Genomic DNA, 17,569 nt, shown 5'->3' on the forward strand with positions numbered 1-17,569 from the left:
TAGACTTACGATTTAACCGGAGGGACTAACATGGGAAAACTGGTGATTTGTGATCACCCTTTGATTCAACACAAACTGACATTTATCCGCGATGTGCGGACGAACACGAAAGATTTTCGCGAACTGGTCGATGAGGTTGCTTCCTTAATGGCTTACGAAATTACACGCGAGGTTCCGCTCGAGTCGGTGAAGGTGCAGACACCCGTCGCCGAGATGGACGGTAAGGTTCTGGCGGGCCGCATGCTCGGCCTGATTCCGATTCTGCGCGCCGGGCTCGGCATGCTCGACGGCATGCTGAAGCTGATTCCCGCCGCCAAGGTGGGACATGTCGGCCTGTTCCGCGATCCGGAAACGCTGCAGCCTGTCGAGTATTACACGAAGCTGCCGACGGACGTGACCGAGCGCGAGCTGATCGTCATCGATCCGATGCTGGCGACCGGCGGATCGGCTATTGCCGCGATCGACGTCCTGAAGAAGCGGGGGTGCACCCAGATCAAGATGATGAACCTGATCGCCGCGCCGGAAGGAGTCAAAGCCGTGCAGGAAGCCCATCCTGACGTGGACATTTATGTAGCTGCCCTGGACGAGAAGCTGGACGATCACGGTTATATCATTCCGGGACTGGGAGACGCCGGAGACCGGCTGTACGGAACCAAGTAAGGAGAGGGAAACCATATGTCAAAAATTAAAGTGATGACGATCTTCGGGGTGCGCCCGGAAGCCATCAAGATGGCTCCGCTCATCTTAGAACTGCAGAAGCATCCCGAGCATATCGAATCCGTCGTCTGCGTAACGGCCCAGCATCGTCAGATGCTGGATCAGGTGCTCGAGGTGTTCAAGATTACGCCGGATTTCGATCTGGACGTCATGAAAGAGAACCAGACGCTGAACGAGGTGACCATCCGCGTTCTGCAGGGCCTGGAGCCGGTTTTGAAAGAGGCCAAGCCTGATATCGTTCTGGTGCACGGAGACACGCTGACGACCTTCCTGGCCAGCTATGCGGCCTTCCTGCAGAAGATCCAGGTAGGACATGTCGAGGCGGGCCTGAGAACGTGGAACAAGCTCTCCCCGTATCCGGAGGAGATGAACCGGCAGTTGACCGGCGTGCTTGCCGATCTTCATTTTGCCCCGACGGACTGGTCTGCAGGCAACCTGAAGAAGGAGAACAAGAACGAGTCCCACATTTACGTGACCGGCAATACCGTAACCGATGTATTCCAGTACACCGTCAAGTCGGATTATCACCATCCGGTGCTCGACTGGGCGCAGGGCAAACGGCTGATTTTGATGACGGCGCACCGGCGCGAATCGCAGGGCGAGCCTCATCTGAACATCTTCCGTGCCGTGAAGCGGATCGCCGACGAATTCGACGATATCGCCATCGTGTATCCGGTCCATCCAAGTCCGGCGGTCAAAGAACCGGCGCATCAAATTTTGGGCAATCATCCAAGAATTAAGCTGATTGAACCGCTGGATGTTGTAGACTTGCACAATTTTTATCCGCATACGCATCTCATCTTGACGGACTCCGGCGGTCTTCAGGAAGAAGCTCCATCCTTCGGTGTGCCGGTGCTGGTGCTCCGTGACACGACCGAGCGTCCGGAAGGGATCGAGGCGGGGACGCTCGAGCTGGTCGGAACGGATGAGGAACAAGTGTACGGACGGACGAAGCATTTGCTGACCGATCAGGAAGCCTATAATGCGATGAGCGGCGCCGCAAATCCATACGGAGATGGCAAGGCATCCCAGCGGATTGTCCACGCGATTTTGCATCATTTTGGCATCAAAAATGAACGTCCTGAACAATTTCACAGAATGTTCACAAAGGAAAGTTAAGCCATATTCTGAGGGCAAAGGGTACAGCATACAGTTAAACTGTACGGTTGACACGGATTTGCGGGCTTTTTGCAGTGATTTAAGTCACATTTCCAGCCAGTTTCGACACGGATTTGTTCAATTGACAAACTCTCGGGTCATTCAGTAAAATGAACTGGGATTAGAGGGTGGACAGAGATGAATCAACCTGATAAGCCGCAAAAATCCAATAAAAATGCTGCAAGCCCTCTGAAGTATGCGGGCCTTGTAAGCGCCATCGGAATCGATCTGGCCGCGTGTACTTTAGGGGGCTTTTATCTCGGCTCCTGGCTGGACAAGATTTGGGGAGGACCCGGACTCTGGATTGCATTCGGAGTTTTGCTGGGTCTGGCGATTGGCGGCGTAAGCGTTTTTATGATCACCAAGGCAGTCATGGGGGAAAGTGATGAGTGAACTATGGAAATACCGCAGGGTATTGACTAGAGCGACACTTTATTTCCTGGCTCTTTGCTTCTTGGGTGCTGCTGTCTTCCCGCAATACCGGAGTATAGCGCTGGGTATGGTGCTTGGCTCCAGTGTCAGCCTTGCCAATAGCTTTTATTTGGGCTATAAAGTGCAAAAAGTGTTGGATTCAGTCGAAGGCGGGGGCGGCAAGAGAGTAAATATGGGTTTTCTGACCCGTGCAGCCCTCAGTGTGCTGGCCGTCGTTGTGGCCTATCAAAGGCCGGAGACGTTTAACCTGTATGCCGTAGCGGCAACACTGGTATTGGCACAGTTTCTTCTCTTATTCATAGGGATTCGATTGTCTCGTAAACAGGAGTAGACCTTCAACTGAGAAAGGGGTGAGAAAAACATGCATACATCACCGATTATTGAATTGGGCGGCATAAAATTCGACCTTTCCACAATCCTGATGCTCATCGTAACCTCCGTAATCGTGTTTGTGATCGCGAAGCTGGCAACCCGTAACTTGTCAGTCGAAAACCCGGGGAAATTGCAGAATTTCATGGAATGGACGGTGGAATTCGTCCAGAACCTGATTTCCAGCACGATGGATTGGAAGAAGGGGAAGCACTTTCTGTCCCTTGGATTGACGTTTATTATGTTTATCTTCGTCGGCAACCTATTGGGTCTTCCTTTTGGTATCGTTACAGGAGTCCACGATCCGGAACATGCGCATATCTTTGGCAAAGAAATCGTATCTGTCACCGAAGAATTTGCGAAACATCCGGATGTAGAAGAAGTCGAGCTGGCTTGGTGGAAATCACCTACGGCTGATGCCTCGGTTACCATGGGGCTCGCGTTTATCGTATTCTTCCTTTCGCACTTCCTGGGAATGACCAGAAATACAAAGAGTTATTTCAAGCACTATTTCCAACCTTACTGGTTCTTCTTCCCGATCAACGTTATCGAGCAGTTTGCGAAGCTGCTGACGCAGGGCATGCGTCTATTCGGTAATATTTTCGCGGGTGAAGTGCTGATCTCGGTTCTGTTGAAACTGACCGCACTCGGCGTAGGCGGATACATCGCTTCCGCACTCGGTCTCATCGTTTGGCAGGGCTTCAGTATTTTCGTCGGCGCTATCCAGGCATTCGTCTTTACGATCCTGACGATGGTTTATATCTCACAAATGATAGAAAGTCACGACGAACACGAACACTAGCTTCAAAGTTAAGCTTGGAGTTTTCTTTCTTCACTCTTAACTAAACATAAATAATAACAAATACACATCTCTAAGGAGGATTTTATCAATGGGAGTTTGGGCATTTCTTGCAGCTGCGATTGCAGTAGGTTTGGGCGCACTTGGCGCAGGTATTGGTAACGGTCTGATCGTAAGTAAAACGGTTGAAGGTATCGCTCGTCAGCCAGAAGCGAAATCTACGCTTCAAACGACAATGTTTATCGGTGTAGGTCTGGTCGAAGCCCTTCCAATCATCGGTGTCGTACTCGCGTTCTTGTTCTACGCAGGAGCTTAATTTAAGCAGTAAGGTTTGGCGGGGAAGGCCACGGCCATCCGCGCCTTCTTTTTAGCCGTCAGATAAGGAAGGTTCTCGGATCCTTCCTTATCTGATTGTCTGATGAACAAGACTGAACGTGCACCGGAAAGGAGTGACTAGATTGACTATTATCCCTTCGTCTTTCATTGTGGCATTGATTGCGTTTGTGATTCTGTATTTGCTTCTGAGCAAATATGCTTTCGGTCCGTTGTTCTCCATCATGGAGAAGCGCCGTGAGCTTGTGACGAGTCAAATGAATGAAGCGGCACAAACCCGCGAACAAGCCATTGCTTACGTAGAAGAGCAGAAAAAAGCTCTGGAAAATGCGCGCAAAGAGGCTTACGACATTATCGAGCAATCCAGACAAACGAGCAGCAAGCAGGCTGACCAAATTATGGAACAAGCTAAAGTGGAAGCTGCCCGTATTAAAGAGGACGCTGTCCGCGATATCGCAAGCGAAAAGAACAAGGCGGTTCAGGAGCTGCGCAGCGAGCTGGGCGCCGTATCCGTGAAGATCGCATCCAAGCTGCTTGAGAAGGAAGTCAGCAGCGACAAAGCTCAGGAAGAGCTCGTGGACCAGTACCTTAAAGAGGTAGGGGGCAGACCATGAGCCGGGAGACAATAGCAGCCAAGCGTTATGCGAAGGCGCTGTTTGAAGTGGCTGCGCAGCAGCAGAAGACGCTGGAAGTGGAGCAGGAGCTCAAGGCCGTCGTTGGGGCCATTACCCAGGATGACCAGATCCGCCGTTTTATCTCCACGCCCAACATTGCCGTATCGGTGAAACTGGATGTGCTGAAGAAGGCCCTTCAAGACAAAGTATCCCAGCCGGTCATGAACACCGTTGATATGCTGATCGAGCGGGGCAGAGCGGATCTGTTCGCCGACCTGCTGGACAGCTACGTCCGGATCGAAGGCGAAAGCCTTGGACTTGCGGACGCCACGGTGTACTCCACCTATCCGCTGAGCGACCAGGAAATCGAAACGGTTGCCGCGGAGTTTGGAGCATTGGCTAAGAAGAAAATTCGCGTAACCAACGTGATTGATAAAAATCTGCTCGGCGGTGTAAAAGTCGTCATCGGCGATATGCTGTACGACGGCAGTTTGGCAGGGAAGCTGGAACGGCTTGAAAAGTCTTTTAACAGACTAGCACAGTAGATAGGGGTGAAGACACTTGAGTATCAGACCTGAAGAAATCAGTACGCTGATTAAAAGTCAAATTGAACAATATAAATCTGACATCGAAGTGGCCGAAGTCGGCACCGTTATTCAAGTAAGTGACGGTATCGCCCGTATTCACGGGATCGACAATGTTATGGCCGGTGAGCTCGTCGAGTTCGCCAACGGTGTCGTAGGCCTTGCGCTGAACTTGGAAGAAAGCAACGTAGGTGTCGTTATCCTCGGACCTTACACGGAAATCAAAGAAGGCGACCAAGTAAAACGTACCGGACGCATCATGCAGGTTCCTGTTGGGGAAGCCCTGCTCGGACGCGTTGTCAACCCGCTTGGTCAGCCAGTGGACGGCAAAGGACCGATCGAAGCTTCTGCTTATCGTCCAGTTGAGAGCAGCGCGCCAGGCGTTATCGACCGTAAATCGGTTCATGAGCCAATGCAAACCGGTATCAAAGCGATTGACGCTCTCGTGCCAATCGGCCGCGGACAGCGCGAGCTGATTATCGGTGACCGTCAAACGGGTAAAACCCAAATCGCGATCGATACGATCATTAACCAAAAAGGCAATGGCGTGAAATGTATCTATGTCGCCATCGGCCAAAAGCAATCGACGGTTGCGCACGTCGTGGAAAACCTTCGCCGTCACGGCGCTCTGGACTACACGATCGTCGTTACCGCATCGGCTTCCGAGCCTTCTCCGCTCTTGTACATCGCTCCTTATGCGGGCTGTGCAATGGGTGAGTACTTCATGTACAAAGGCGAGCATGCCTTGATCATCTATGATGACTTGTCGAAGCAGGCAGCGGCATACCGCGAATTGTCCCTGCTCCTCAGACGTCCTCCAGGCCGCGAAGCTTATCCTGGTGACGTATTCTATCTGCATTCCCGTTTGCTGGAACGCGCCGCGAAGCTGTCCGATGAACTCGGCGGTGGTTCATTAACCGCTCTGCCATTCATTGAAACACAGGCGTCCGACGTATCCGCATATATCCCAACCAACGTTATTTCGATCACGGACGGACAGATCTTCCTTGAGTCCGAACTGTTCTATGCTGGACAGCGTCCGGCGATCAACGTAGGTATTTCCGTATCCCGGGTAGGTAGCTCCGCTCAGCTCAAGGCGATGAAGAAGGTCGCCGGCGGTTTGAAGCTGGATTTGGCCCAGTACCGCGAGCTTCAAGCGTTCTCCCAATTCGGTTCCGACCTTGACAAATCCACGCTGGCCCGTTTGAACCGTGGTGCGAGACTGATGGAAATCCTCAAGCAGGGGGTTAACCAGCCGCTCAGCGTTGAGCAGCAGGTAGCCAGCTTGTACACGGCAGTCAGAGGACACCTGGACGACATTCCTGTCGGCGACATCCGTCGTTTCGAGAGCGAATTCCTGGCGTTCCTTGAAAGCAACCATCCTGAGATCATGGCATCCATCCGCGATACCAAAGATCTGGTTGCCGACAACGAAACGGCTCTGAAAGCGGCTATTGATAAATTTAAAAGAGGCTTTGCTGTGATGGCGTAAGCCTGGACGTGAACCGGGCCGCAAGGCTCGGGTTCATCTTTTTAGATATGCGCATCGAAGTCTGCTTTGACGATGTCAAAGCGCAGTAAATGCTTTCGAAGTAACTTTAGCTTTGCTAAAGTTTTGAGGTGGTGAAAACATGGCAAGAGGATTACGCGAAATTAAACGTCAGATCAAAAGTATTCAAGGCACGAAGCAGATCACGAAGGCGATGGAAATGGTCGCTGCCTCCAAGCTGAGAAGAGCCCAGGAGATGGCGCAGCATTCCCGTCCATACTCCGAGAAGCTGAAGGAAGTGGTCTCCAGCATCGCGTCCGGTACCAAAGGCATCAAGCATCCGATGTTTGAGAAACGTCCCGTGAAGAAAACCGGATACCTGGTCATCACCTCCGACCGCGGTCTTGCGGGCGGTTCGAACGCCAACGTGTTGAAGCTTGTCTCGACGATGATTAAGGAACGCCATAAGTCAAATGATGAATACGAATTGTTCGTGATTGGACGGAAAGGCCGCGACTACATGCGCCGCAGAGAGCTTCCGATTGTGAAAGAGGTTACGGACTTGTCCGATACGCCATCGTTTGCCGACATCAAGTCGATCGCTTCCGCAGCGGTCCGCGAGTTTGAAGAAGGCAAAATCGATGAGCTGTACGTCATCTACAACCGCTTTGTGAACGCGTTGACGCAAATTCCGGAAGCCAATCTGCTCCTGCCGATGGACAGCATGGAATCCGCAGCTTCTCCGGTGGCCAGCTACGAATACGAGCCATCCCCGGAAGCCGTTCTGGAAGCGCTGCTTCCTAAATATGCCGAAACCTTGATCTTCAGCGCACTGCTGGACGCCAAAGCCAGTGAGCTGGGTGCCAAGATGACGGCGATGGGCGCGGCGACGAAGAATGCGACCAAGCTGATCAACGAATTGACGCTGTCTTACAACCGTGCGCGTCAGGCGGCGATCACGCAGGAAATTACGGAAATCGTATCTGGTGCGAACGCTCAGGTATAAGGTTTTTAGACGGTGTCTTATTTTCGAATAACAGTTTTCATAACCCGGGGGTGCTTGTCCGCGTATGGAGAAGCCCCGCCTGGTTTTCAGCAGCAAATTCATCCTTAATCGGTCTGTCGGCTTCGGTTACCTGCGATAGACATGATCTATATTTCATAATAGAACCTTGCACGGAGCATACCGTTAAGCCGCATGGCTAACGATTTAGGTTTGCGAATACAGCAGACTTGTAGGAGGGAACAAAAAAGATGAACAAAGGACGCGTTGTCAGCATTATGGGTGCGGTTGTCGACATCGAATTCGAAAGAGGTCAACTACCGGAAATCTACAATGCAATTAAAGTTGAGGGCACAGTCGCTGGCGGACGCCAGATTGACTTGACTCTGGAAGCTTCAAACCATCTGGGCGATAACATGGTGCGCTGCATTGCCATGTCCTCCACTGATGGACTCGTTCGTGGTATGGAAGCAGTGGATTTGGGCGGCCCAATCACTGTTCCGGTAGGATCCGCTACCCTCGGACGCGTATTTAACGTACTGGGACAGCCGATCGACGAAGCGGGCGAAGTGACTTCCGAGGTTTCCAGCCCGATTCACCGTGAAGCACCAAAATACGACGAACTGTCGACCCAAGCAGAAATGCTGGAGACAGGGATCAAGGTTATCGACCTTCTCGCTCCTTACCAAAAGGGCGGTAAAATCGGTCTCTTCGGTGGTGCCGGCGTAGGTAAAACCGTGGCGATCCAGGAATTGATCAACAACATCGCTCAGGAACACGGCGGTATTTCCGTATTCGCGGGTGTAGGTGAACGTACCCGTGAAGGTAACGACCTGTACCACGAGATGAGCGATTCCGGCGTTATCAGCAAGACGGCGATGGTATTCGGACAGATGAACGAACCGCCGGGCGCCCGTCTTCGCGTGGCACTGACGGGTCTGACGATGGCGGAATACTTCCGTGATCAAGAAGGCAAAGACGTGCTGCTGTTTATCGACAACATTTTCCGCTTTACCCAAGCCGGTTCCGAAGTATCCGCCCTCCTCGGACGGATGCCTTCCGCGGTAGGTTACCAGCCAACGCTGGCAACCGAGATGGGTCAGCTTCAAGAGCGGATCACTTCCACGAAAAAAGGTTCCGTTACGTCGATCCAGGCGATCTACGTGCCTGCGGATGACTATACGGACCCGGCTCCAGCTACAACGTTCGCCCACTTGGACGCAACGACCAACCTGGAGCGTAAAATTTCCGAGATGGGTATCTATCCGGCGGTGGATCCGCTGGCATCGAGCTCCCGGATCCTGACGCCTGAAATCGTGGGCGAAGAGCATTACAACGTCGCTCAAGGCGTTAAGCGTCTCCTGGCCCGTTACAACGAGCTTCAGGATATCATCGCCATCCTCGGTATGGATGAGCTTAGCGAGGACGACAAGCTGATCGTAGGCCGTGCCCGCCGCGTACAGCGTTTCTTGTCCCAGCCGTTCCACGTGGCCGAAGCGTTTAACGGCATGCCGGGTATTTATGTACCGGTTAAAGAAACGATCCGCAGTTTCAAGGAAATTCTCGAAGGCAAGCACGACGACCTTCCTGAAGCAGCCTTCCTCTTCGTTGGAACGATTGAACAAGCCGTAGAAAAAGCGAAGACGTTGGAATAGTGTCCTGCCGGGAGCTAACTGCTTCCGAAGTGAGCATTCAGGGAGGGATGTAAGTGAGCACCTTTTTATTGGAAATCGTCACACCGGACCACGTGGCTTATTCCGGAGAGGTGGACAGCCTGGTTGTACGCGGTGTGGAGGGTGAGCTCGGCATTTTGCCGAACCACATTCCGTTGGTCACCCCGCTGCGGGTTGCTCCGATTGCCGTGACGAGCGGCAAGAAAACTACCGAGATCGCGGTTAACGGCGGCTTTGTTGAAGTACGTAAAGACAAGGTTGTCGTTCTGGCTGAGAGCGCAGAGCTTCCTGAAGAGATCGATGTTGAACGCGCACGTGCCGCCAAAGAGCGGGCCGAGCGCCGTTTGGCAGCGGGCAAGCAGGATGAGATCGATTTCCGCCGTGCGGAAATGGCCCTGCAAAAAGCGATTAACCGGATCAATGTGGCCGGTCGTAAATAATAGTACAGAGAGCCTGTCTCGTTAAAGAGACAGGCTTTTTTATTGAAACGGGAAAAACCGAAGGTATAGTTCCTATGAAACCAGGGGATTCTTCTGTCATACAATCCCCATATTCCATATAGAATATAGGTGCTGACTAGTCCAAATGACCTAATTATTTCCGAGGAAATTAGACAGAAAGCGCTTTACGATAAATTATTCAAAAATAAAGGAATTGGAACTGGATTCTTGAGGTCAAGGCAAGTATTATATAATAGTCCCTTGATGAGCTTGGTTGCTGGAAGGGACACCCAGCGTTCATCGTTATTCTTTATTCAAATCAAGTGATGATGGAGGTAAGGGCATGGATTCGGACGTATCACAGAACATATCAAGCACCATCGGAGTCAGCGGTCTGATGTCCATTGTGGTGTCTTTGTTCTGCATCGGTTTGTCTTGGTGGGCGCTCCAGAACTTGAAGCTGGACCTGTTTATCAGGCATCCGAAGGGAGCTCAAGGGAAGCTGCTGCAGCTGCTGCTGGCGGTAGTACTGGGGCATTTCGTCGCTAAATTTCTGCTCGATTATATCGGCTGGAGCAACATGATCCGGTATATGTTTTAAGCCGTCAACGTTTGGTTATATCACTGATAGGCTGCTTGTAGGACTTCAGCAACTGAACATGGTTGAAAGATGTCGAATAATAACATTTTTTTATGTCAACAATGAAAAAGAACAGTTTAGGTAAGGCTGGCGGTTCCACTTGCCGAAGGTGGCAGGACAGCCTTACACGTTTAAAAAAGATGTGGACCTGGAACCGAAAAAGTCTGATTTCGTAACTCATCCCGCTTAGCGTGCCCTGTTGCCGGCTGGCTTGAAGCGATAGTTCCTCCGGAGCATATTCGCCAAAAAACGCTTGTATCCGTCAAAAGGTCAGTGTTATGATGGAAGTTAGGGAATTAGCAATGTAATTTCTTGAATATCCAGAAATAAAGGAAAAATTGGACGCGGAGGGAATCATGATGAGCAAATTTATCGTCCGCGGTGGCAATAAACTGACCGGAAGCGTGAAAGTCAGCGGGGCAAAAAATTCTGTTCTTCCGATCATCGCTGCCTCTCTTCTTGGGGAAGAAGGAGAAAGCATCATTATCGATGCGCCTCCTCTTGACGATGTAATTACAATCAGTAAAGTATTGGAATCCATAGGTGCAGTCATTACATACGAAAACGATGTAATGAGGGTCAATGCCCAAACGATTTCCTCATGTGAGGCACCTTATGAGTGGGTGCGGAAGATGCGGGCGTCTTTTCTGGTCATGGGTCCTCTGCTCACGAGAATGGGCCATACGCGGATTTCACTGCCGGGCGGGTGTGCCATCGGTACAAGACCTATCGATCAGCATCTGAAGGGCTTTGAAGCGCTGGGTGCCGAAATCAGCCTGGGACAAGGATACATTGAAGCGAAAAGTAATGGCAGACTGCGCGGGGCCAAGATCTATTTGGACGTGGCCAGCGTAGGCGCTACTGAAAATATTATGATGGCCGCCACGCTGGCTGAAGGCGTGACGGTGATCGAAAATGCGGCGAAAGAGCCGGAAATTGTCGATTTGGCGAACTACCTGAACGGCATGGGCGCGAAAGTGCGCGGTGCCGGTACCGGTATTATCCGGATCGAAGGCGTGGAGAAGCTGCACGGTACCGAGCATACGGTCATTCCGGACCGGATCGAAGCAGGCACCTACATGGTGGCGGCCGCGATTACCGGCGGAGACGTGTACGTTGAAGGCGCGATTCCGGATCATTTGGGTCCGGTGATTGCCAAGCTTGAGGAGATGGGCGTTGAGATCGAACCAGGCGAAAACGGCGTACGCGTGAAGGCGAACCATCCGCTCAAAGCGGTTGATATCAAGACGCTTCCGTATCCGGGCTTCCCGACCGACATGCAGTCGCAAATGATGGCGCTGCTGCTCAAGTCGGAGGGCACGAGTGTCGTGACCGAAACGGTGTTTGAGAACCGCTTTATGCACGTGGACCAGTTCCAGCTGATGAATGCGGAGATCAAGGTTGAGGGCCGTACGGCCATCGTAACCGGCGGTGCCAAGCTGACAGGCGCCAAGGTATGCGCTACCGACCTTCGGGCCGGAGCAGCGTTGATTCTGGCGGGCCTCGTGTCAGAAGGAACGACAGAGGTCAGTGGAACGCATCATATCGACCGGGGTTACGTTCACCTGGCAGAGAAGCTGCAAGGCCTGGGAGCCGATATTTGGCGGATTTCCGTCGATGAGCCGACCTTGACTCAGCCGGCAGCGGCCAAGAAAGAGGCGGACAGCAAGGAAGAGGAAGTCAAGCTGGTGAATGTGCAGCCGACTTGGGTGTAAGTCCTTATTTGATCTTGTGATAGGCGGAACATTTTACTGGAAACGATTCATTGTACTGTAAACAAACAAATGGCCGGAGCTACGCGGCCATCCACCATAAGCAGCTGAGAAAAGACCAGGCCCATTGCGGCCTGGTCTTTTCTGTCGTCGACTTGTCCGCGATCCACCATCTCCTTCGTTTTCGTCACCCCCATCAAAGTCCTTCTTATTATAAAGAGAGCTTTCCGAGTGAATGAACGATCCTAGCCGATATCACGGGGCCGTTTCGGCTCTGGGCCAGTTCATACTTCTTCTTATACAATGCAGGGTATCTGGTTCTGACCCAGCCTATTTGTTCTCTTAAGGAATGGAAGGTTCTCTTTGCTTGGAAGGCACAATCTCTGTTTCTCTTAAAAAGGGTTCTATCACTCTCAAGCCTCTCATATGTATGAATATCGGATGTGAACGGTGAAGACGGGAGCGGACGATAGCGCCGCGTCCCATCGATATCTGCCCGCCGCGCAGCCGGTATCCGGAAGGTCTAGTAACGAAGACGAAGCATGGACGGAGGTTTGAGAGAATATGAAGGATCCACGCACACAATTAAAAATTCCCGTCGCTCCCAGAAGCGAAGCGCTCACGCCGGATGATCCGAGAAGCACGGCCCCCCAGCCGGGCAGGCCGCAGCTGACGCTGCTGCCCGGCCAGGCTGCGCAGCCGCCAGAGGCTGCAGCGCCGGCGAGGCCGGAGCGCCAAGGCACGCTCCGGCCCGAGGCCCCGGGCGCGCCTGGCAGCGCCCGGCACACCCCAGGGCGGCGCCCATGGACGCCGCCGCCAAGCCGCGGCCCGGCCAAAGGGCCGCGCCGCCCGGGCAGCGCCCGCAAGGTGCCCCCAGCAGCCCTGTGGGGGGCGGGCGGGGTGCTCGCACTGGCGCTGCTGCTGCCCACGCTGGTGGTGGTGTCGACGAACCACCACCCTGCACCGGTGCCCGCGCCCATTCCGGCGCCGGCACCGGCCAAGCCCGCTGCGCCGCAAGCGGAGGCGCAGCTGCCGAACGTGTCCGTCTATCTGACGAAGACGGGACAAGTGGAAGTGCTGCCGATGGAAGACTACGTCACCGGCGTGCTGGCGGCCGAGATGCCGGCGGACTTTGAGCTTGAGGCGCTCAAAGCGCAGGCGATCGCGGCCCGCACCTTTATCGTCCGCCGCCTCGTTGACGGCGACACGAGCGGCGTGCCGGACCGCAAGGCGATGGTGACCGATACGGTCAGCCACCAGGCGTATATTTCCAAGGAAGTATTGGAGAAGGAATGGAAGGCGCAGGGGAAATCCGCGGAGCTGGCCAAGCTGCAGCGGGCCGTGCAGGAAACTCGCAATACGATCATGACCTATAAAGGCAAGCCGATTACGGCATCCTTTTTCTCTACCAGCAACGGGTATACCGAAAATTCGGAAGACTATTGGAAGGAAGACATCCCGTATCTCCGCAGCGTAACGAGTCCATGGGACAAAGAGCTGGCGCCGGGATACAAGGAAACGGTCACGATCAGCCGCAAGGATTTTATCAACAAGCTCGGTTTGGCCGGACAGGCTATCACGGTATCGACGGGTCAGCCTTTCATTCAAGTCTTGTCTACGACGGAGGGGCACCGGATTAAAGAGATTTCCATCGGGGGTCATGTGTTCAGCGGCCGGGAAGTGAGAGAGAAGCTGAACCTGCGGTCCAGCGAGTTTACTTGGAAGACCTCAGGGGCCGACATCCAGATCACCACGTACGGATACGGGCATGGCGTCGGGATGAGCCAGTGGGGCGCGGACGGGATGGCCAAGGAAGGCTCGACCGCCACGCAAATTCTCAAACACTACTATACGGGCATCGATTTTATGCAAGCTTCAAAACTGCTCTCAAAACCTTGAAAAAATAATATAAAGAGATACGTATAAAAGATTCCGCCCCGGTAACAATGTTACTGAGGTGATAAACATATGAATGAACAAAACAAAAGTAGTCAAAACCACGGCGAAGCTCCTAAAAAAGTGCAAGGAGAGCCTGTAAATCAGCCTTCTTCGTGGAAAAAGCTGTTGTCCAAACGGTGGGTATACCCGGCAGCTTACGTGGCCGCAGCAGCAATTATACTAACCTTAGTGTGGGTCTACCAGGATACCAGCCAGAAGAACCTTACCCAAGACCCCGCTAAAGTAACGGAGCAATCTACTACCGCTTCGGATGCTGCAGCAAGCAAGGACACTGCCACAGACGCCAAGGACAATGCTGTTGAAGTAACCGCCAATGCCGAAGGTATGGTTTGGCCGGTGGCGAATGCCAAAGATGTAAAAGTCGTGAAGCCGTTCTATGATGAAAATGGTACCGAAGAAAATCATCAAGCCGCGATGGTTCAGTACGATGACACGTTCACTCCGAACGTCGGCGTCGACCTGGCCCGCGCAGATGACCAGGCGTTTGACGTCAAAGCCGCTCTCGGCGGAAAAGTCACTCGCGTCGATTTGAACCCGCCGCTGACGGGAACCGTGATCGAGATTACCCACGACAACAACCTCAAGACGGTCTACCAAAGCCTCTCGGACGCCAAAGTTAAACTGGGCGACACCGTGAAGCAGGGCGATACGATCGGCACCGCCGGACGCAGCGAAATCGAGAAGGAACTGGGCAACCACGTACACTTCGAAGTGTACGACAAGGGAACACCAGTCAATCCGGAAACCGTTCTTCCGAAGCAATAACCGAAAGCGTGAAGAAAAAATAAGCCTAAAGGCAGGGACAATCCCTGCCTTTTTGTGTGCAAACCCTTGTGAATGGCGGGAAAAGGCTCTTGGCAGCCCCCTCGATTTGCGGGGTTATTTTGCGCTGTCCGTAAAATAAATGGGCCTTGCGGAGCTTGTCAGGCTTGGAAAGCGCGAATATATAGGCACGCCCCTCATATAATGTACCAAACTATCCACAGTAGGGAGGCGGGAGCGTGCACGATTACATCAAAGAACGGACCATTAAAATTGGTCGTTGTATCGTGGAAACGAGACACACGGTCCGAACCATTGCCAAGGAATTTGGCGTATCGAAGAGCACAGTGCATAAGGATTTGACCGAACGTTTGCCGGAAATCAATCCCGATCTGGCTGATCAGGTTAAGCACATTCTTGAATACCACAAATCGATCCGTCATCTCCGGGGAGGCGAAGCGACCAAGATTAAGTATAAAAAGACCAGCGGAAAAAAACGGGAAGCCGTCGTTTCCGCCAAAGCCTGACCATCTGGGCTTCCGGGCCCGGTTCATATGATCTTGCGGCAGGGCACACCTGTGCCCATTGTATCCCTCCCCTGAAGTATGATATGTTAAAAGATGGTATAAGGTCGAAAAATGTGATCCCTTTTTCCCAAAAATACATAACTTCCTGCCACATCCTGTCGAAATGGGACTTCGATAAGCGGTAACAGGGACTCTTTTACCATAAAATAATACTTTGGGGGCTCTTTTCATGATGTTTAGCAAGGATATTGGAATTGATCTTGGCACAGCCAACGTGCTGATTCATGTCAAAGGGAGGGGGGTTGTACTGAACGAGCCTTCCGTCGTGACGATCGAAAGCGACACCCAAAAAGTCCTTGCCGTCGGGGAAGAAGCCCGGAGAATGGTTGGCCGCACGCCTGGGAATATCGTGGCGATTCGTCCGCTGCGCGACGGGGTCATTGCGGATTTTGCGATTACGGAAGCGATGCTGAAGTACTTCATCAGCAGTGTGGGAGGACGCAGCTGGAGCAGCCGGCCGCGGATTCTGATCTGCGCGCCTACGAATATTACCTCTGTTGAACAGAAGGCCATCCGGGAAGCCGCCGAGCGAAGCGGAGCCAAGGATGTGTTCCTGGAAGAAGAACCGAAAGCCGCAGCCATTGGCGCGGGTATGGATATTTATCAGCCAAGCGGCAATATGGTCGTCGATATCGGCGGCGGAACGACGGATGTAGCCGTCCTGTCCATGGGCGACGTCGTTACCGCCTCTTCTATTAAAATGGCAGGGGACAAGTTCGACGAAGCTATCGTGAAATATATTAAAAATAAGTACAAGCTCCTCATCGGTGAACGCACCTCGGAGGATATCAAGATCAAAGTAGGTACCGTCCGTCCGGGCGGACGCCAGGATGAGATCGATATCCGCGGGCGCGATATGGTCAGCGGACTGCCGCTTACCGTGACAGTCTCTTCGAACGAAGTTCAGGAAGCGCTGTGGGAACCGGTCTCGATGATCGTGGCTGCTGCCAAGTCGGTGCTGGAACGGACGCCTCCCGAGCTGTCCGCCGACATTATCGACCGCGGCGTCATTCTCACCGGCGGTGGCGCTTTGCTTGACGGATTGGACGAGCTGCTCGCCAAAGAGCTGCACGTGCCGGTGCTGATCGCGGAAGACCCGATGCACTGTGTCGTGAAAGGCACGGGACTCATGCTCGATCACTTGGACAAGGTGTCCAAGAAAGCATTCTAATAACTTATGGCCGGCCCCTGAGCCGGCTGCGGTAAAACCCTAAAAAAGACCGGGCCTATGTCCGATATATGTACTATGGATCGCGGGCTCTGAGGAGCCCGTTCATATAAATGAGCAATGTATTCTATTTAGATAGAAAAAAGTAAAGCAAACAATGCTCTTTATTTTTTTCTATTTAGATGAAGATAAAATTTTTATTACCCATTGAACAAGCACATGAAACAGGGAGGGACCCCATCTCAATGCTGAGAGGACTTTACACCGCCGCTGCCGGCATGATGACGCAGCAGAGCCGCCACGATACCGATGTCCAAAATATTGCCAACATCAACACCCCAGGGTACAAGCAGGTGAACAGCGTTTCCCGTTCGTTCCCCGAGGTTCTGATTTCGATGATCGGCGGGGGAGCGGAGAATCCGAACCCGCGGCTCGGCAAGCTGAACACGGGCGTTTTTGCCGAAGAAAGCTTATCCATGTATCAGCAGGGCGTCATTACGGAGAGCGAGAAGCCGACCGATTTTGCGCTGGTATCCGATATTGAAGTCACTGATCCGGCAACGGGCCAGAACATTCCGTTCGACCAATCCGGCAAGTACATTGACCCGGACGGCAAGGTGACCTACAAGCCGGAGGCGTACTTTACCGTCCGCAATGCGGATGGGGAAATCGGGTATACGAAAGACGGCAGCTTCCAGGTGACTCCGGACGGTTTGCTGCTGACTTCGGCCGGATACCAGGTATTGGATGCCAATAATCGGCCCATTCGGTTGACAGGCTCGGTGGACAGCCTTAAAGTGAACGAGCAGGGGTTTATTTTGAATCCCGCAACGGGTGCGCCCGGAACACGGCTTGGCATTGCCGTCGTGGGGCAGCCCGGCCAGATGGTGCGTACGGGTGACGGATTGTTCAAGGTGGATGATACCGCAGCTGCCGGTGTCCGCGCGTTGGGTAACGCCGACCGCGTAGAAGTGCGGCAGCATTATTTGGAGCAGTCCAACGTGGATTCCTCCGCGGCGGTCGTAGACATGAACACGGCGCTTCGGGCCTATGAGGCCAATCAGAAGGTCGTGCAATTTTATGATAAAAGTTTGGATAAGGCTGTCAACGAGGTCGGCAAGGTATAGGAT

19 protein-coding genes are annotated in these 17,569 nt (G+C 52.9%); all 19 read left to right on the forward strand.

The genetic code is table 11. The features are described from left to right. Positions 1–30: 30 nt before the first annotated feature. The 19 genes from upp to MKY74_RS05925 all read left to right on the forward strand — a co-directional run bounded on the left by upp (position 31) and on the right by MKY74_RS05925 (position 17,566). Positions 31–660 carry a uracil phosphoribosyltransferase gene (gene upp / locus MKY74_RS05835; protein WP_076174689.1) on the forward strand — a complete coding sequence of 210 codons (630 nt, stop codon included), beginning with the start codon at positions 31–33 and terminating at the stop codon, positions 658–660. A gap of 15 nt (positions 661–675) precedes the next feature. Beyond that, a complete protein-coding gene (wecB, locus tag MKY74_RS05840; RefSeq protein WP_076174687.1) occupies positions 676–1,836 on the forward strand; it encodes a non-hydrolyzing UDP-N-acetylglucosamine 2-epimerase in 1,161 nt (386 codons plus the stop codon). Between the two features lie 177 nt (positions 1,837–2,013). After that, positions 2,014–2,268: an AtpZ/AtpI family protein gene (locus tag MKY74_RS05845; protein WP_076174685.1), complete on the forward strand. Its 255-nt coding sequence runs from the start codon at positions 2,014–2,016 to the stop codon at positions 2,266–2,268. Continuing rightward, entirely contained in the window at positions 2,261–2,638 is a 378-nt protein-coding gene (locus MKY74_RS05850) for an ATP synthase subunit I (RefSeq protein ID WP_076174683.1), read from the forward strand. Before MKY74_RS05845 ends, MKY74_RS05850 begins: the two co-directional genes overlap by 8 nt. Before the next feature lie 30 nt (positions 2,639–2,668). After that, positions 2,669–3,478: a F0F1 ATP synthase subunit A gene (gene atpB / locus MKY74_RS05855; protein ID WP_076174681.1), complete on the forward strand. Its 810-nt coding sequence runs from the start codon at positions 2,669–2,671 to the stop codon at positions 3,476–3,478. 88 nt (positions 3,479–3,566) lie between these two features. Further along, positions 3,567–3,791, forward strand: coding sequence for a F0F1 ATP synthase subunit C (gene atpE / locus MKY74_RS05860; protein WP_036706394.1), 225 nt, complete (start codon positions 3,567–3,569; stop codon positions 3,789–3,791). A 142-nt stretch (positions 3,792–3,933) separates the two neighbouring features. Beyond that, positions 3,934–4,422: a F0F1 ATP synthase subunit B gene (gene atpF, locus MKY74_RS05865; RefSeq protein WP_076174679.1), complete on the forward strand. Its 489-nt coding sequence runs from the start codon at positions 3,934–3,936 to the stop codon at positions 4,420–4,422. Beyond that, positions 4,419–4,967 carry a F0F1 ATP synthase subunit delta gene (locus MKY74_RS05870; RefSeq protein WP_076174677.1) on the forward strand — a complete coding sequence of 183 codons (549 nt, stop codon included), beginning with the start codon at positions 4,419–4,421 and terminating at the stop codon, positions 4,965–4,967. Before atpF ends, MKY74_RS05870 begins: the two co-directional genes overlap by 4 nt. A 16-nt stretch (positions 4,968–4,983) precedes the next feature. After that, a complete protein-coding gene (atpA, locus tag MKY74_RS05875) occupies positions 4,984–6,498 on the forward strand; it encodes a F0F1 ATP synthase subunit alpha (RefSeq protein WP_076174674.1) in 1,515 nt (504 codons plus the stop codon). A gap of 139 nt (positions 6,499–6,637) precedes the next feature. After that, positions 6,638–7,501, forward strand: a complete 864-nt coding sequence (gene atpG / locus MKY74_RS05880; RefSeq protein ID WP_076174672.1) for an ATP synthase F1 subunit gamma — start codon at positions 6,638–6,640, stop codon at positions 7,499–7,501. 248 nt (positions 7,502–7,749) lie between these two features. Next, positions 7,750–9,153, forward strand: coding sequence for a F0F1 ATP synthase subunit beta (atpD, locus tag MKY74_RS05885; RefSeq protein ID WP_076174670.1), 1,404 nt, complete (start codon positions 7,750–7,752; stop codon positions 9,151–9,153). Between the two features lie 53 nt (positions 9,154–9,206). Continuing rightward, positions 9,207–9,611, forward strand: a complete 405-nt coding sequence (locus MKY74_RS05890) for a F0F1 ATP synthase subunit epsilon (RefSeq protein WP_076174668.1) — start codon at positions 9,207–9,209, stop codon at positions 9,609–9,611. Between the two features lie 343 nt (positions 9,612–9,954). Further along, positions 9,955–10,212: a DUF1146 family protein gene (locus MKY74_RS05895; RefSeq protein WP_076174666.1), complete on the forward strand. Its 258-nt coding sequence runs from the start codon at positions 9,955–9,957 to the stop codon at positions 10,210–10,212. 398 nt (positions 10,213–10,610) lie between these two features. Further along, a complete protein-coding gene (murA, locus tag MKY74_RS05900) occupies positions 10,611–11,966 on the forward strand; it encodes a UDP-N-acetylglucosamine 1-carboxyvinyltransferase (protein ID WP_084204124.1) in 1,356 nt (451 codons plus the stop codon). Positions 11,967–12,527: 561 nt separating this feature from the next. Beyond that, entirely contained in the window at positions 12,528–13,862 is a 1,335-nt protein-coding gene (gene spoIID / locus MKY74_RS05905; RefSeq protein WP_076174661.1) for a stage II sporulation protein D, read from the forward strand. Between the two features lie 69 nt (positions 13,863–13,931). Continuing rightward, positions 13,932–14,687, forward strand: a complete 756-nt coding sequence (locus tag MKY74_RS05910; protein WP_076174658.1) for a M23 family metallopeptidase — start codon at positions 13,932–13,934, stop codon at positions 14,685–14,687. 236 nt (positions 14,688–14,923) lie between these two features. Further along, positions 14,924–15,211 carry a sporulation transcriptional regulator SpoIIID gene (gene spoIIID / locus MKY74_RS05915; RefSeq protein WP_076174656.1) on the forward strand — a complete coding sequence of 96 codons (288 nt, stop codon included), beginning with the start codon at positions 14,924–14,926 and terminating at the stop codon, positions 15,209–15,211. 232 nt (positions 15,212–15,443) lie between these two features. After that, complete coding sequence (locus tag MKY74_RS05920; protein WP_167372918.1) at positions 15,444–16,442, forward strand: rod shape-determining protein; 999 nt, start codon at positions 15,444–15,446, stop codon at positions 16,440–16,442. Between the two features lie 242 nt (positions 16,443–16,684). Next, positions 16,685–17,566, forward strand: a complete 882-nt coding sequence (locus tag MKY74_RS05925; RefSeq protein ID WP_076174652.1) for a flagellar hook-basal body protein — start codon at positions 16,685–16,687, stop codon at positions 17,564–17,566. Positions 17,567–17,569: the final 3 nt, after the last annotated feature.

The organism is Paenibacillus sp. FSL R5-0378 (assembly GCF_038009285.1).
Taxonomy (GTDB): domain Bacteria; phylum Bacillota; class Bacilli; order Paenibacillales; family Paenibacillaceae; genus Paenibacillus_AQ; species Paenibacillus_AQ favisporus.

Coding starts and splice junctions, on each gene's coding strand:
- upp (WP_076174689.1), top strand. CDS start 31: ATGGGAAAACTGGTGATTTGTGATCACCCTTTGATTCAACACAAACTG.
- wecB (WP_076174687.1), top strand. CDS start 676: ATGTCAAAAATTAAAGTGATGACGATCTTCGGGGTGCGCCCGGAAGCC.
- MKY74_RS05845 (WP_076174685.1), top strand. CDS start 2,014: ATGAATCAACCTGATAAGCCGCAAAAATCCAATAAAAATGCTGCAAGC.
- MKY74_RS05850 (WP_076174683.1), top strand. CDS start 2,261: ATGAGTGAACTATGGAAATACCGCAGGGTATTGACTAGAGCGACACTT.
- atpB (WP_076174681.1), top strand. CDS start 2,669: ATGCATACATCACCGATTATTGAATTGGGCGGCATAAAATTCGACCTT.
- atpE (WP_036706394.1), top strand. CDS start 3,567: ATGGGAGTTTGGGCATTTCTTGCAGCTGCGATTGCAGTAGGTTTGGGC.
- MKY74_RS05870 (WP_076174677.1), top strand. CDS start 4,419: ATGAGCCGGGAGACAATAGCAGCCAAGCGTTATGCGAAGGCGCTGTTT.
- atpG (WP_076174672.1), top strand. CDS start 6,638: ATGGCAAGAGGATTACGCGAAATTAAACGTCAGATCAAAAGTATTCAA.
- atpD (WP_076174670.1), top strand. CDS start 7,750: ATGAACAAAGGACGCGTTGTCAGCATTATGGGTGCGGTTGTCGACATC.
- MKY74_RS05895 (WP_076174666.1), top strand. CDS start 9,955: ATGGATTCGGACGTATCACAGAACATATCAAGCACCATCGGAGTCAGC.
- murA (WP_084204124.1), top strand. CDS start 10,611: ATGAGCAAATTTATCGTCCGCGGTGGCAATAAACTGACCGGAAGCGTG.
- spoIID (WP_076174661.1), top strand. CDS start 12,528: ATGAAGGATCCACGCACACAATTAAAAATTCCCGTCGCTCCCAGAAGC.
- MKY74_RS05910 (WP_076174658.1), top strand. CDS start 13,932: ATGAATGAACAAAACAAAAGTAGTCAAAACCACGGCGAAGCTCCTAAA.
- MKY74_RS05920 (WP_167372918.1), top strand. CDS start 15,444: ATGTTTAGCAAGGATATTGGAATTGATCTTGGCACAGCCAACGTGCTG.
- MKY74_RS05925 (WP_076174652.1), top strand. CDS start 16,685: ATGCTGAGAGGACTTTACACCGCCGCTGCCGGCATGATGACGCAGCAG.